At 71.9% G+C, this 12,953-nt stretch carries 13 protein-coding genes; 4 read left to right on the top strand and 9 right to left on the bottom strand.

Translation table 11 applies throughout. The features are described 5' to 3' along the window. Window positions 1-142: 142 nt before the first annotated feature. Window positions 143-535: an SCO5389 family protein gene (locus ACFY0K_RS34695; RefSeq protein WP_390643146.1), complete on the bottom strand. Its 393-nt coding sequence runs from the start codon at window positions 533-535 to the stop codon at window positions 143-145. An 86-nt stretch (window positions 536-621) separates the two neighbouring features. Next, entirely contained in the window at window positions 622-1,581 is a 960-nt protein-coding gene (locus tag ACFY0K_RS34690; RefSeq protein ID WP_390643145.1) for an adenylyl-sulfate kinase, read from the bottom strand. A 199-nt stretch (window positions 1,582-1,780) separates the two neighbouring features. Between ACFY0K_RS34690 and ACFY0K_RS34685 the strand changes: the two genes are divergently transcribed. Then, a complete protein-coding gene (locus ACFY0K_RS34685) occupies window positions 1,781-3,244 on the top strand; it encodes a purine-cytosine permease family protein (RefSeq protein WP_390643144.1) in 1,464 nt (487 codons plus the stop codon). Here the strand turns inward: ACFY0K_RS34685 and ACFY0K_RS34680 are convergent. Further along, window positions 3,241-4,656, bottom strand: a complete 1,416-nt coding sequence (locus ACFY0K_RS34680) for a family 2B encapsulin nanocompartment shell protein (RefSeq protein ID WP_390643143.1) — start codon at window positions 4,654-4,656, stop codon at window positions 3,241-3,243. The two genes, ACFY0K_RS34685 and ACFY0K_RS34680, sit on opposite strands and share 4 nt — an antisense overlap. A gap of 323 nt (window positions 4,657-4,979) precedes the next feature. Between ACFY0K_RS34680 and ACFY0K_RS34675 the strand changes: the two genes are divergently transcribed. The 3 genes from ACFY0K_RS34675 (at window position 4,980) to pqqB (ending at window position 7,497) form a co-directional block, all read left to right on the top strand. Further along, a complete protein-coding gene (locus ACFY0K_RS34675; RefSeq protein ID WP_351492943.1) occupies window positions 4,980-5,381 on the top strand; it encodes an SseB family protein in 402 nt (133 codons plus the stop codon). Between the two features lie 50 nt (window positions 5,382-5,431). Then, window positions 5,432-6,544 (top strand): hypothetical protein, encoded by a 1,113-nt coding sequence (locus ACFY0K_RS34670; protein WP_390643142.1) that lies wholly within the window; start codon window positions 5,432-5,434, stop codon window positions 6,542-6,544. Between the two features lie 62 nt (window positions 6,545-6,606). Further along, window positions 6,607-7,497, top strand: coding sequence for a pyrroloquinoline quinone biosynthesis protein PqqB (gene pqqB, locus ACFY0K_RS34665; protein WP_390643141.1), 891 nt, complete (start codon window positions 6,607-6,609; stop codon window positions 7,495-7,497). A 189-nt stretch (window positions 7,498-7,686) separates the two neighbouring features. Here pqqB and ACFY0K_RS34660 read toward each other — a convergent pair whose 3' ends face one another. The 6 genes from ACFY0K_RS34660 to ACFY0K_RS34635 all read right to left on the bottom strand — a co-directional run bounded on the left by ACFY0K_RS34660 (window position 7,687) and on the right by ACFY0K_RS34635 (window position 12,928). After that, window positions 7,687-8,085: a MarR family winged helix-turn-helix transcriptional regulator gene (locus ACFY0K_RS34660; RefSeq protein ID WP_390643140.1), complete on the bottom strand. Its 399-nt coding sequence runs from the start codon at window positions 8,083-8,085 to the stop codon at window positions 7,687-7,689. A gap of 73 nt (window positions 8,086-8,158) precedes the next feature. After that, window positions 8,159-8,509, bottom strand: a complete 351-nt coding sequence (locus tag ACFY0K_RS34655) for a VOC family protein (protein ID WP_390643139.1) — start codon at window positions 8,507-8,509, stop codon at window positions 8,159-8,161. Window positions 8,510-8,752: 243 nt separating this feature from the next. After that, window positions 8,753-9,787, bottom strand: coding sequence for a LacI family DNA-binding transcriptional regulator (locus tag ACFY0K_RS34650; protein ID WP_390643138.1), 1,035 nt, complete (start codon window positions 9,785-9,787; stop codon window positions 8,753-8,755). Beyond that, window positions 9,784-10,689, bottom strand: coding sequence for a carbohydrate ABC transporter permease (locus ACFY0K_RS34645; protein WP_351956304.1), 906 nt, complete (start codon window positions 10,687-10,689; stop codon window positions 9,784-9,786). The genes ACFY0K_RS34650 and ACFY0K_RS34645 overlap by 4 nt, the downstream gene beginning before the upstream one ends. Further along, window positions 10,686-11,612 (bottom strand): carbohydrate ABC transporter permease, encoded by a 927-nt coding sequence (locus ACFY0K_RS34640; protein WP_390643137.1) that lies wholly within the window; start codon window positions 11,610-11,612, stop codon window positions 10,686-10,688. Before ACFY0K_RS34640 ends, ACFY0K_RS34645 begins: the two co-directional genes overlap by 4 nt. Further along, on the bottom strand, window positions 11,609-12,928 hold the full coding sequence (locus tag ACFY0K_RS34635; RefSeq protein ID WP_390643136.1) for an ABC transporter substrate-binding protein: 1,320 nt from the start codon (window positions 12,926-12,928) through the stop codon (window positions 11,609-11,611). The genes ACFY0K_RS34640 and ACFY0K_RS34635 overlap by 4 nt, the downstream gene beginning before the upstream one ends. Window positions 12,929-12,953: the final 25 nt, after the last annotated feature.

Genomic DNA, 12,953 nt, shown 5'->3' with positions numbered 1-12,953 from the left:
GCGGCACGCCAGCGGGGCGCCTCAGCCTGCGGCGGCGGTTCAGGCCTGTTCGTGGGGGAGACCGTCCAGCCGCTCGGACTCGCCCCGCAGGTCCGGACCGCGGCCGACGCGGTCTCCCGGAGCCTGCGGGGTGACGTGGAACTCAGCAGTCGCGGAACTCCGGTGACTGGTTGAGGATCTGAGCGCGCGTCGAGGTGAAGCGGGTGTGTGTCTCGCCGCCCCGCGCCTGAGGCGGGAACACCGCGACCCGGTGGCAGTTCTGGAAGGCGAGGGCGACCCCGAAGTGCCGTTCCAGGCTGCCCCGGATCGCGTCGGAGGACAGCGCCCGCAGCAGCTGCCCGCGCTCCCGCTCCGAGGGCGGCGGGGTCTGGTTGTCGGCGAACTCAGCGGTGCCGCCGCGCAGTTCGGCGGCGAGGTGGGCGACCAGGTCGTACGCGTACGGCAGCGAGGTGCGGACGGTTTCCACGAAGTCCTCCTCCCGCACCGCGCCGTTCTCGGCTTCGGCGAGCAGCTGCGGGGAGACGTCGAGCGACATGTGACGGTGTCCTGTTCTTCTCAGAGCGGTTACGGAAAAGGGGTGTTCGAAGGCGGACCAGGGCCCGCCGGGGGATCGCGGGCCGATCAGGCGAAGGCGGGCAGCGCCGCCGGCCCGTGCCGGAAGTCCGGGTCGACCTGGGCGGCCAGGTCCTGGCCCGTCGCCGCGTCGGCCCAGGCTGCGGCATTGCGCAGATGGAACTCCACGGCATGCCGCTGGAAGGCCTCCCAGTCCTTGCCCCGCGCGTCCACCGCGGCCCGCAGCCGGTCCAGGGTCCGGGAGTTGTGCCGCTCCAGCGCACCGCCGCCGCGCCCCTGTTCCTGGGCGCGGACGTACGGGGAGAGCTCGCAGTGGGCCAGCAGGTCCTCGCCCACCTGCTCGCGCAGGAAGGCGAGGTCGTCCGCGCCGGTCACCTTGTTGCCGACCACGGCGACCGGGATCCCGAACTCGGCGGCGTGGTCACGGTACTGGCGGTAGACGGACAGGCTCTTGCGGGTCGGTTCGACCACCAGGAAGGTCATGTCGAAACGGGTGAACAGACCGGACGCGAAGGCGTCCGCGCCCGCCGTCATGTCGACGACCACGTACTCGCCGGGGCCGTCCACCAGGTGGTTGAGGTACAGCTCCACCGCACCGAGCTTGGAGTGGTAGCAGGCCACCCCGAGGTCGCTCCCGGCGAACGCACCGGTGACCATCAGCGGCACCCCGCCGACCTCCTGGACGTGCCGGGAGTGCACCTCGTCGTCGCCCAGCAGCCGCAGCAGCCGCGAGCCGTGCCCCGGAGGGGTCGTCTTGACCATGGCCTCCCGGGACGCGATGCGGGGGTTGGTGCCGCGCAGGTAGTCCTTGATCTCACCGGTCCGCGCGCTCAGCGGCGGCGCCGCGAAGAGTTCGTCCTCGTCGAGGCCGAGGGCGTGCGCCAGGTGCTGGTTGATGTCACCGTCGATCGCGACGACCGGCGCGCCGGACCGTGCCAGGTGACGGGTGAAGAGGGCCGACAGCGTGGTCTTGCCACTGCCGCCCTTGCCGACGAAGGCCACACGCATCGCTAGCCCTCACTCCAGTTGTTGAAAATGGATTTCATGAGCACAGATTGGAGGGGGTGGCCCGCGGTGTCAAATCGAGGTGGCCCAACCGGGTCGCGGGCCCGCGCCGTTGACGGAGCCGCAGGTCCGGAGGGCCCTTGACCCCCGTCACCGGGCCGACCTAGCCTCCAGCCAACACACCCGGACGGATGGGCCGACGATGGCGGAGGCACGGGAACCCGGCAGACAGCTCCGGGTCGAGACGCACGGGCTCGACGTGATCGGCGACGCCGACCGCAAGGGCACCCCGCGCACCCTGTTCTGGCCCTGGTTCGGCGCGAACGTCTCCGTCCTCGGGATCAGCTACGGCGCCTTCGCGCTCGGCTTCGGCATCTCCTTCTGGCAGGCGCTGGCCGCCGGCGTCCTCGGCATCCTCGCCTCGTTCCTGCTCTGCGGCCTCGTCGCGGTCGCGGGGAAGCGGGGCTCGGCCCCCACCATGGTGCTCAGCCGGGCCGCGTACGGCGTCCGGGGCAACCGGCTGCCGTCGGTCGTCTCCTGGATGCTCACCGTCGGCTGGGAGACCGTCCTGGTCGCCCTCGCCACCATGGCCACCGCGACCGTCTTCGCCCGGCTCGGGCGGGGCGGCGGCACCGGGACCGAGGTGGCCGCGCTGATCGTGGTCTGCGTGCTCACCGTGGTCGGCGGTGTGGCGGGCTTCGACCTGATCATGCGGCTGCAGACGGTGATCACGGTGGTGACCGGCGTCCTCACCGTCGGCTACGTGGTCCTCGTGGCCGGCCACATCCACTGGGCGACGGTGCGCGCGATCCCGTCCGGCTCCGCCCAGGAGTTCATCGGCGCGCTGGTGTTCATGATGACCGGCTTCGGCCTCGGCTGGGTCAACGCGGCCGCGGACTACTCCCGTTACCTGCCGCGCGCCGCTTCCGGCCGGGGCGTGACCGGCTGGACCGCCTTCGGCGGCTCCGTCGCCCCGCTCCTCCTGCTGGTCTTCGGCCTGCTGCTCGCGGGCTCCTCCGCGCCCCTGAACAAGGCGATCGCAGCCGACCCCATCGGCGCGCTCACGACCGTCCTCCCCACCTGGTTCCTGATCCCCTTCGCCGTCGTCGCCGTCCTCGGCCTGGTCGGCGGCGCGGTCCTGGACATCTACTCCTCCGGACTGGCCCTGCTCTCCGCCGGCCTGCCCGTGCCCCGGTACCTCGCCGCCCTGGCCGACGGCGTCCTGATGACCGCCGGAGCGGTCTACATCGTCTTCTTCGCCGACGACTTCCTCGGCCAGTTCATGGGCTTCCTCACCACCCTCGGCGTACCGATCGCCGCCTGGTGCGGGATCATGCTCGCCGACCTGGCGCTGCGCCGCAGCGACTACGACGAGGCGGACCTCTACCGCCCCGCCGGCCGCTACGGCGACGTCCCCCTCCTGCCGCTGCTCCTCACGCTCGCGGCCACGGCACTCGGCTGGGGCCTGGTCACCAACACCGCCGCGAGCTGGCTGACCTGGCAGGGCTACCTGCTGGCCCCGCTCGGCCTCGGCGGCAGGTCCGGCGCCTGGGCGTACGCCAACCTGGGCGTGCTGGCCGCGCTGGCGCTCGGCTTCCTCGGCACCCTCGCTCTGGGCCGTGCCCGGGTCCGGAGCCAGGAGAACCTGCCCGCGAGCACCCCCTAGTCCCAGCGCGACACCTCCACGTTCTCCAGGATGCCGAGGGCGTCCGGGACCAGGACGGCGGCCGAGTAGTAGGCGGTGACCAGGTAGGAGGCGACCGCCTGTTCGTTGATGCCCATGAACCGGACGGTCAGGCCCGGCTCCCTCTCGTCGGGCAGGCCGGTCTGGAGGAGGCCGATCACGCCCTGGTTCTGCTCGCCGGCGCGCAGCGCGATGATGGCGGAGGTGCGGGCCGCGGTGACCGGGATCTTGCCGCAGGGCAGCAGTGGGACGCCCCGCCACGCCGGGAGGTGGTGGCCGTCCACCTCGACGCTCCCGAAGTACAGGCCGCGCTTGTTGCACTCCCGGCCGAACGCGGCGATCGCCCGGGGGTGGGCGAACAGGTGCGTGGTGTCGCGCCGCATGGCGAGGAGTTCGTCGAGGTCGTCGGGGGTGGGAGGGCCCGCGTGGGTGGAGATCCGCCGACTGTGGTCGGCGTTGTGCAGCAGACCGAAGTCCCGGTTGTTGACCAGCTCGTGCTCCTGGCGCTCCCGCAGCACCTGCACGGTGAGCCTCAGTTGGTGCTCGGTCTGGTCCATCGGCCGGCTGTAGAGGTCGGCCACCCGGGTGTGGACGCGCAACACGGTCTGGGCGACGCTCAGTTCGTACTCGCGGGGCGCCGGCTCGTAGTCCACGAAGGTGTGCGGGACGTCCGGTTCGCCGGTGTGGCCCGCGCTGAGCGCGATCTCCTTCTCGCCGAAGGCGTTCGTCTCCCGGTGCCCGTCGAGACCGGCCAGTTCCACGTGCGCCCGCAGGTCGGCGTGGCGGTCCGCCACCTCCCGGTACGCCGCATGCGGCAACGCCAGCACGGTGGTGGCCGTCGCCGCGCGGGCCGTGAACTCCCAGCCGCCGTCGAGTCCGGCGAGCACATGGCCGCCGAAGATGTCGCCGTCCGCGAGGAGACCGACGACCGCCTCGTCGCCGTAGGGCCCCTCTCCGACCTGCTCCACCTTGCCGTGCGCGACCAGGTAGACATGGTCGGCCGGGCGGCCGGCCGCCGCGATCACCTGCCCCGCCGCGTACTCCCGCTGCTCGAACCGCGCCGCCAGCGCCCGCAGCGCGGTGCCGTCCCCGAAGCCGCGCAGCAGCGGCAGCTCGGCCAGCTCGGCGGGGATCACCGCCATCTGCGCGCCGGTCTGCACGAAGCTCACCCGGCCGTCGCCGACCCGGTACGAGAGTCTGCGGTTGACGCGGTAGGTGCCGCCGGGCACGTTCACCCACGGCAGCGTCCGGGTCAGCCAGCGTGAGCTGATCTCCTGCTGCTGCGGTGCGGACTTGGTCGTCGTGGTGAGGTTCCGTGCCGCGGCGGTACCGAGGCTCTGCTGCTCCCGCTCCTCGGCGTCCGCCGCGGGCGTCGTACCGGTCTCGACCGACATCGCTTTCCTTCTCTCGCGTCGCAGGGGTGACGCCGTGCACACAGAGCGTCACCTTCCGCGGCTACCCCTACCCCCGGGCCCGCGCCGTGAGTGATGCCGCGGGACGGAGCGCGAGGCACGTGCCAGTGGGAACTGCCCCCGCACCACCCCGCACACCACCCCGCACTCCGCGCGAACACCCCCGGTCTCCGGTTTCCCGGGGGCGGGGGAAAGCCTTCGCGGTCGCGGGTGCATGCCCCGGCCCCGGCCGGGTACGCGAGCCGTGGCCGCCCGGCGACCTGCCGGACCCGCGGCTGTAACACACCGCTACCTGGGGATCTGCCATGGAGACACCCGCACACGACGACTTCCCGACGCCGGCCCAGCGGGCGCTCGACACGCTGGCCGTGAACGCCGAGGACACCACCGCCCTGGACACGCTCGCACACAGCGACGTGCTGGTCCCGGTGCCGGACGACGCCGCGGAGGCGGCCGACCCCGCGATGATCGCCCTGCCCGTCCTGGAACGCCCCGACGGCGACCCCGTCGTCCCCGTGTTCACCTCGGAGGGGGAGCTGACCGGCCTGCTGCCGACGGTCTCCCGCTACCGCGTGGTGCCGCTCGGCGCGCTCGCCTCGCAGTGGCCCGAGGACAACCTCTCGCTCGCCATAGACGGCAGCTCCGCCCACGCCCTGACCCTCACCTCCGAGGGCGTGCGCACCCTCCTGGCCCGGCCGGCGGGCTGAACCAACCCCTCCGGTCACCGGGAGGGCGGCGCCGGGGTCAGAATGGCGCCATGGAATGGATCTCCGGGGTGGCCGGAGGACTGGTACTGATCCTGGTCCTGCGCAGCATCCTGCGCACGCTCGTGGTCCCCCGGGGCCTGTACTCCGTGCTGGTGTACCGGCTGTGGTGGGGCCTGCGCCGCGTGCTCTGCTTCACTGCGCACCGCGGCGGCTACCGGGCGATCGACCGCGCCCAGACCTGGCTCGCCCCGCTCATGCTGGTCGGCATGCTCGCCGCCTGGCTCGGCGGGGCGTTCCTCGGCTTCGGGCTGCTGCTGTACGCGTTCTCCCCGTTGTCCTGGAGCACCGCGTTCCGGGAGGCGGGCTCCAGCCTGTTCACCCTCGGGTTCGCCAGCGGCGCCCGGCTGCGGCTGTCCGCGCTGGACTTCATCGCTGCCGCCACCGGCCCGGTCTTCATCGCGCTGCAGATCTCCTACCTGCCCACGCTGTACGCCGCCTACAACCGCCGCGAACTGGAGGTCACGCTTCTCCAGTCCCGGGCCGGCGAGCCCGCCTGGGGACCGGAGATCCTCGCCCGGCAGTGGCTGGTCGACACCGAGACCGCGCTGCCCGAGCTGTACCGCTCCTGGGAGCGGCTGGCCGCCGACATGGGGGAGAGCCACGCCACCTACCCGGTGCTGCTGGCCTTCCGTTCGCCGCGCCCCTACCGCAGCTGGCTGGTCGGCCTGATCGCCGTCATGGACGCCGCGGCCATGCAGCTCGCGCTCGCCCCGCGATCCGCCCCGCCGGAGGCCCGCCTGGTGCTGCGCGCCGGGTTCACCGCTCTGCGCGACATCGCCGCGTCCGTGCGGGCGAGCTTCGACACCGACCCGGCCCCGGACGCCCCCATCGAGCTCACCTACGGTGAGTTCGAGGAGGCAGTGACCATGCTGGAGAAGACGGGGTTCCGCGCCGAACGCGGCACCGCGGAGGCCTGGCCGCACTTCCACGGCTGGCGGGTCAACTACGAGGCGGTCGCCTACGAGCTGTGCCGCCGCTGCGACGCCGTACCCGCGCTGTGGACCGGCGGCCGCGACTTCGCGTCGGAGCCGATCCCGCCGCTCCGCCCGGTGGACCGGCGGCCACCCGAAGGACGGCCGGAAGTTCCTCCCGTGTGCGGGTAGCGAGGCGCATCCTGAGGGAAGATCCCAGCAGGGGCCGGGGAGACCGAGAGGGGCGGATCGTCGTGAGGGTCGTCCTGCTGGGCACCGCCGCCGGGGGCGGGTTCCCACAGTGGAACTGCGCCTGCGCGCTGTGCGCCGCCGCCCGGGACGGCAAGCTGCCCTCCCGTACCCAGGAGTGCGTCGCGCTGACCGGCAACGGCCGGGACTGGTGGCTGCTCAACGCCTCCCCGGACATCCGCGCCCAGCTGACCGCCACGGCCGCGCTGTGGCCGGGACCGGGCCCCCGGGACACCCCGGTGCGCGGCGTGCTGCTCACCGACGCGGAGGCCGACCACGTCACCGGCCTGACCGTGCTGCGCGGCGCGCCGGACCTCAAGGTGTACGCGGCCCCGCCGGTACGGACGGTGCTGGCCCCGGCCCGGGGCGCCCTGGACCGCTATGCGCCCTGGGAGTGGGCCGACAGCCTCGCCGACGGCGGCTTCGTGCTGGCCGGCGGCCTGGTCGTGACCGCCCACCCGGTCGGCGCCAAGGTCCCGGCGTACGTCCCGGCCGCGCTCGCCGAGGCCGACGGCCGCTGGGTGACGGCGTACCGCGTCGAGGACCTGGCCACCGGGGGAGTGCTGCTCTACGCCCCCTGCGTCGGCTCCTGGAGCGAGGCCCTGGACGACCTGTGCGCGGAAGCCGACTGCGTCCTGCTGGACGGCACCTTCTACAGCGCCGGCGAGCTGGGCACCAAGGTCCGCTCAGGCCCCCGGCAGGCCAGGATGGGCCACCTCCCGGTCTCCGGCGCCCGCGGCAGCCTCGCCGCCCTGGCCCGCCACCCCCACACCCGCCGGATCTACACCCACCTCAACAACACCAACCCCCTCGTCGACCCCTCCTCCAGGGCCCGCGCCCAGGTGGCCGCCGAGGGCGTCGAGGTCCTCCCCGACGGCATCGAGTTCGCGCTCTAGCGCCGCGCGCCGGGCGCCGTGGTCCGCCCGGCCGAGGATGCGGATGTTTTCGGCCGCCGCGGGAGATGTGGTTCGTTCGCCGCGGGCCGGTGGGGGCCGGCCGCGCACTTCCTCCCCCGGCCTTCGACCGGGGGTGTCCTCAGCGCCCCTTTGGGGTGCGGTCCCGCACCCGGCTCCACCATGAACCGCTCAGGCGTCGGTGCCCTCGAGCATCCGCCCCAGCACCGCCCGCTGCAGCGGGCGTACCTCGGCGTGCAGGGCGCGGCCCTTCGGGGTGAGCGCGACCCAGACGCCGCGCCGGTCCTCGACGCAGACCGAACGTTCCACCAGGCCGTCCTTCTCCAGCCGTCCGATCAGCCGGGAGAGCGCGCTCTGGCTCAGGTGGACCCGGCCCACCAGGTTCTGCACCCGGCAGTGGTCGCCCTCGGCCGGGGTCTCCGCGGCGAGCAGGTCGAGCACCTCGAAGTCGCTCGCGCCGAGCCCGTGTGGATGCAGCACCCGGTCGATCTCGCACATGGTGCGCGCGTGCACCGACAGGATGTCCCGCCACTGTTCCTCGAGCCGGGCCTCGGCCGTCTTCACTGCCATACCCGCACCGTAACACCGATCAAGCCGATTGTTGAGTGCGCAACTAGTGCGGGTGCAAGCAGCCGGACCGCCCTCAGCCCACCGGGTCCTGGAGCAGGCCCACCATGTTGCCGTCGGCGTCCTTCACCGAGGCGACCAGCCGCCCGTTGCCGACGTCCCGCGCGTCCTGGACCAGCTCGGCGCCCGCCGCCAGCAGCGCCGCGAGCCGTTCCCGCAGATCGGTGACGTGCCAGAACGGCGTCGGCCCGGTCAGGCCCTGCGCGTGCCCGTTCGGGTCGAGGCCGACGTCCTGCCCGGCGGCCTTGAACCCGATGTAGTACGGCTCGTCGGCATACGGCTCGACGCCCAGCAGCGCGCCGAACAGCGCCTTGGCCCGCGCCGCGTCCTTGACGGGGTAGATGATCGTCTGCATGCCTTCGCTCATGGCGTTCTCACTCCTAGCGACAAGGGAACCGGCACTTTCCGGCCGGTGATCCCACGCTAGGCCGCGGCAGCCCACCCCGGCTTCTCCGATCCTGACCGGTTGGCGCCCTCACCGGTGGGCGCCCCGTAGGGGCGCTGGGGGTACCCCCAGCCGGAGGCTGGGGGAGGAACTGCGCGGCCAACCCCCACGCGGCCGCACCCGCCCGACAACCCGCCCCCGGCACCCCCGGACCGCGCCCGCCGCTCACGTCGATTCGCGTCGCACCAGCTCCGTAGGCAGGATCACCGCCGCCGGGTCCTCGCCCCCTATCTGGGCGAGCAGCACCCGGACCATCTCGGTGCTGATCCGGTCCCAGGGCTGCCGGATGGTGGTGAGCCGCGGGGTCACCGCGGTGGCTGCCGGGGAGTCGTCGAAACCACCGACAGCGATGTCATCCGGCACCCGCCGCCCGGCCCGCTGCAGCACCGCCAGCACGCCCTGCGCCATCAGGTCGGAGGCCACGAACACGGCGTCCAGGTCCGGCGCCTGCGCGAGCAGCCGTTCGGCCCCCGCCTCACCGCTCGCCCTGCTGTAGTCCCCGGACACGACCAGCGCCTCGTCGACCGCGATGCCCGCCTCGGTGAGGACCTCCTTGTACCCGGCGAGCCGCTCCACCCCGCCCGGGGTGTCCAGCGGGCCGGTGATCATGCCGATCCGGCGCCGCCCCACGTCCAGCAGGTGCCGCACCATGTCCCGGGCGCCGTCCCGGTCGTCGGCGGCCACGTAGCTCACCTTCGAGCCGAGCCCGATCGGCTTGCCGCAGGCCACCAGCGGCACGCCCGCCTCGCGCAGCTCCTGCGCGACCGGGTCACCGGAGTGGCTCGACACCAGCAGCACCCCGTCGACGTGCCCCGCGGTGATGTACCGGGTGATCCGCCGCCGTTCGTCCTTCGTGCCCGCCAGCATCAGGAGCACCGGGATGTCGTGGCCTGCCAGCGCCTGCGTGCAACCGCTCAGCAGGACGTTGAAGTTGGGGTCCTCGAAGAACCGCTCCTGCGGCTCGGTCAGCAGGAAGCCGACCGAGTCCGAACGTCCGGTGATCAGCGAGCGGGCGTGCCGGTTCACGACGTAACCCGTCCTGCGGATGGCGTCGTTGACCGCCTCCGCGGCGGCGGGGCTGACGTAGTGCCCGCCGTTGAGCACCCGCGAGACGGTGCCCCGTGAGACACCGGCCTCGCGCGCCACGTCATGGATCGTCGGCGGTTTGCGCCGGCCCCCCGTACCACTGCTCATGGTCATGACTTTACGGCCCCGGACAGCAGGTCAAGGCTCCAGAAGCGCTGAATGACCAGGAAGAGCGCGATCAGCGGCAGGACGGCCAGGAAGGCGCCGGTGATCACCAGGGTGTACAGGGCCGGCGTGTTGGCGCCCTGTTCGAGGAGCGTGTACAGACCCAGGGTGAGCGGGAACCGCTCGTCGTCACTGAGCATGATGTACGGCAGCAGGAAGTTGTTCCAGACGGCCACGAACTGGAACAGGAACACCGTGACCATGCCCGGGACCATCATCGGCAGGGCGATCCGGGTGAAGATCCGCCACTCGCCCGCGCCGTCCATCCGCCCGGCCTCCACCACGTCGGAGGGTACGGCCGCGGCCGCGTAGATCCGCGAGAGGTAGACGCCGTACGGGGAGAGGATCTGCGGCAGCAGCACGGACAGGTAGGAGTCCGTGAGGTTCGCCTTGGCGAGCAGCAGGTACTGCGGGATGGCGAGGATGACCGGCGGCATCAGCACGCCGGCGAGCAGCACGTTGAAGATCGTCTCGCGGCCGCGGAAGCGGTAGGTCGCGAGCGCGTATCCGCTGAACGCGGACACGGCCGTCGACAGGAGGGCACCCAGGCCGGCGTACAGCGCGGAGTTGGCCATCCAGCTCCAGTAGATGCCGTCGCGGTAGGCGTTGAGATCCTTGAGGTTCTGGGCGAACCCGGAGCCGGGCAGGAAGGTGAACGTGGAGAACAGCTCGCTGCCGGACTTGGTGGAGGCGATCACCACCCAGGCCACCGGGAGCAGCGTGTAGATCGCCCCGAGGACGAGCGTGAGCGTCGGGATCAGGGCGATCCGGCGGCGCAGCGGCGGCCCCTGGGCGGTGCCGGGCGTCGTGCCGGCGGCCGGGGCGGCCTTGCGGACGGCAAGAGAACTCATCCTGCTGCCTCCTGCTTGTTGCGGCGGTTCGCGGCCCGCAGGAAACCGAAGGACAGCACCAGCGTGGCGAGGGCGATCAGGGTCGCCTCGGCCGCCGCCGAGTAGATGTCCCCCTTGGCGAAGGCGTCCACGTACACCTTCATCAGCGGGCTCCAGGTCGTGTTGACCGAGTTGGTGAGGGGCTTGAGGGTGGTCGGCTCGTTGAAGACCTGGAGCGTCGCGATGATCGAGAAGAAGAAGGTCAGCACCAGCGAGGGCGCCACCATCGGGATCTTGATCTTCACGGCGGTCTGCAACGGGGAGGCGCCGTCCAGCTTGGCCGCCTCGTGGACCTCGGCCGGGATGGACCGCAGCGAGGTGTAGATGACGATCATGTTGAAGCCGGTGCCGCCCCAGACCGCGATGTTGGACAGGGCCAGGTACAGCGGGCCGCCGTCCAGCAGGTTCGGCTGCGGCAGGTGCAGCTTTTCGAGCACGTAGTAGAAGGGGCTGACGTCCGGCAGGTACAGGAAGCCCCACAGCAGCGCGGCCACCACGCCGGGGATGGCGTACGGCAGGAAGATCGCGAGCCGGGTGAACGGGGCGAGCCGGACCCGCTCGGAGTCGAGCATCAGCGCGAACAGGAGGGCGAGGCCCAGCATCACCGGGACGACGATGCAGCCGTAGCCGAGGACGCGCAGCGCACCGTCGTAGAACTCGTTGTCGGTGAGGGCGTCCTTGTAGTTCTCCAGGCCGGCCCAGACCTCGCTGCGGGCGCCGGCCCCCAGGCCGAGCCCGGAGACGTGCACCTTGCGGAAGCTGAGCCAGACCGCGTAGCCGATGGGCAGCGCGAAGAAGAGGGCGAAGAGAACCGTGGCGGGGAGGAGGAAGCCGTACGGGGCCCCCTTGACCCCGTACGACCTCCGGCCGGCGGGGCTGGTCACTGAGCGACCTCGAAGCCCTGCTTCTTCATGTCGGCGACCGTGTCGTCCTGCATCTTCTGCAGGGCGGCGGTGAAGTCCGACTTGTTCTTCGCGGCGGCGCCGAACGCGTCGTTGAAGGACGTGTACGCGACGTTCACGTTCGGGCCCCAGGCGGAGGGCGCCGTGGTCTTCGCGATCTCGGCGGCCTTGGTGTAGAAGTCCGGCTGGTTCGAGAAGTAGTCGGGCGAGGTGGCGAAGGCGCCGCTGGTCTGGGCGTTCGTGGCGGCCGGGTAGATGCCGCTCTCCTTGGCCAGCGCGTTGAGCGCCTCGCCGTCGGTGTTCAGCCAGGCCGCGAACTTGGCGGCGGCCGCCTGGTGCTTGGAGTCGGTGGTGACGGCGGTCGAGGAACCGCCCCAACTGCCCGTGACCTTCTCGGACGCGGACCACTGGGGGAGCGGAGCCATGGCCCACTTGCCCTTGGTGTCGGGCGCGGCGGTGGTCAACGTGCCCGGCGCCCACACCGCGGAGACCCAGGCGATCTGCTTGCCGGTGTCCAGCGCCTTGTTCCAGGCCGGGGTGTACATCGGCTGGTTGTCGATGACGCCCTCCTTGACCAGGCCGCCCCAGAACTTGGCGACCTTCTGGGTGGCCGCGTCGTCGATGGCGACCTTCCACTTGTCACCGGAGGTGGTCCACCACTTGGCGCCGGCCTGCTGGGCGAGGCCCGCGAAGAGCCCGGAGTCGTTGGCGGAGAACGTGGTCAGGTCGAGGCCGGGTGCCTTCTTCTTCAGCTGACGGGCGTCCTGGGCGAACTCGTCCCAGGTGGTCGGCACCTTGAGGCCGTACTTCTTGAAGAGGTCCGCGCGGTAGTAGAACATCATCGGGCCGATGTCCTGCGGCACCGCGTACACCGCGTCCGTGCCCAGGGTGACCTGCTGCCAGACGCCGTCGGCGAACCTGGACTTGGCGTCGCCGACGCTCTTCGATATGTCGGCGACCGCGTCGTTGCTGACCAGCGTCGGCAGCGCCTGGTACTCGGCCTGCACCAGGTCGGGGCCGTTCTTCGCCTTGTGCGCGGTGAGGATCTTGGTGACCAGCGTGTCGCCGGACGCCTGCTTCTTCACCGTGACGGTGATCTGGTCCTTCTTGCCCTCGCCCTTGTTCCACAGGTCCACGACCTTGTCCATACCGGGCGCCCAGGCCCAGTACGTCAGCGAGACCGGACCGGAGTCGGCCTTGCTGTCGTCGTCGGACGAGCCACAGGCGGCGAGGGCGGTGGCGCCGAGCGAGACGGCGACGACGGTTGTCACGAGGCGACGGCGCTTCGTGTGCGGCATGGATCTCTCCCCTGACCTGGGCCCC

Origin of the sequence: Streptomyces sp. NPDC001507 (assembly GCF_042894765.1) — a bacterium.
Taxonomy (GTDB): domain Bacteria; phylum Actinomycetota; class Actinomycetes; order Streptomycetales; family Streptomycetaceae; genus Streptomyces.
Note: the sequence above shows the minus strand (reverse complement) of the source record. Positions and strands in the feature narration are given on the sequence as shown.

Bases quoted from the DNA above. Each gene is read 5' to 3' on its own strand.
- ACFY0K_RS34695 (WP_390643146.1), bottom strand. From the start codon at position 535: ATGTCGCTCGACGTCTCCCCGCAGCTGCTCGCCGAAGCCGAGAACGGC.
- ACFY0K_RS34690 (WP_390643145.1), bottom strand. From the start codon at position 1,581: ATGCGTGTGGCCTTCGTCGGCAAGGGCGGCAGTGGCAAGACCACGCTG.
- ACFY0K_RS34685 (WP_390643144.1), top strand. From the start codon at position 1,781: ATGGCGGAGGCACGGGAACCCGGCAGACAGCTCCGGGTCGAGACGCAC.
- ACFY0K_RS34680 (WP_390643143.1), bottom strand. From the start codon at position 4,656: ATGTCGGTCGAGACCGGTACGACGCCCGCGGCGGACGCCGAGGAGCGG.
- ACFY0K_RS34675 (WP_351492943.1), top strand. From the start codon at position 4,980: ATGGAGACACCCGCACACGACGACTTCCCGACGCCGGCCCAGCGGGCG.
- ACFY0K_RS34670 (WP_390643142.1), top strand. From the start codon at position 5,432: ATGGAATGGATCTCCGGGGTGGCCGGAGGACTGGTACTGATCCTGGTC.
- ACFY0K_RS34660 (WP_390643140.1), bottom strand. From the start codon at position 8,085: ATGGCAGTGAAGACGGCCGAGGCCCGGCTCGAGGAACAGTGGCGGGAC.
- ACFY0K_RS34655 (WP_390643139.1), bottom strand. From the start codon at position 8,509: ATGAGCGAAGGCATGCAGACGATCATCTACCCCGTCAAGGACGCGGCG.
- ACFY0K_RS34650 (WP_390643138.1), bottom strand. From the start codon at position 9,787: ATGACCATGAGCAGTGGTACGGGGGGCCGGCGCAAACCGCCGACGATC.
- ACFY0K_RS34645 (WP_351956304.1), bottom strand. From the start codon at position 10,689: ATGAGTTCTCTTGCCGTCCGCAAGGCCGCCCCGGCCGCCGGCACGACG.
- ACFY0K_RS34635 (WP_390643136.1), bottom strand. From the start codon at position 12,928: ATGCCGCACACGAAGCGCCGTCGCCTCGTGACAACCGTCGTCGCCGTC.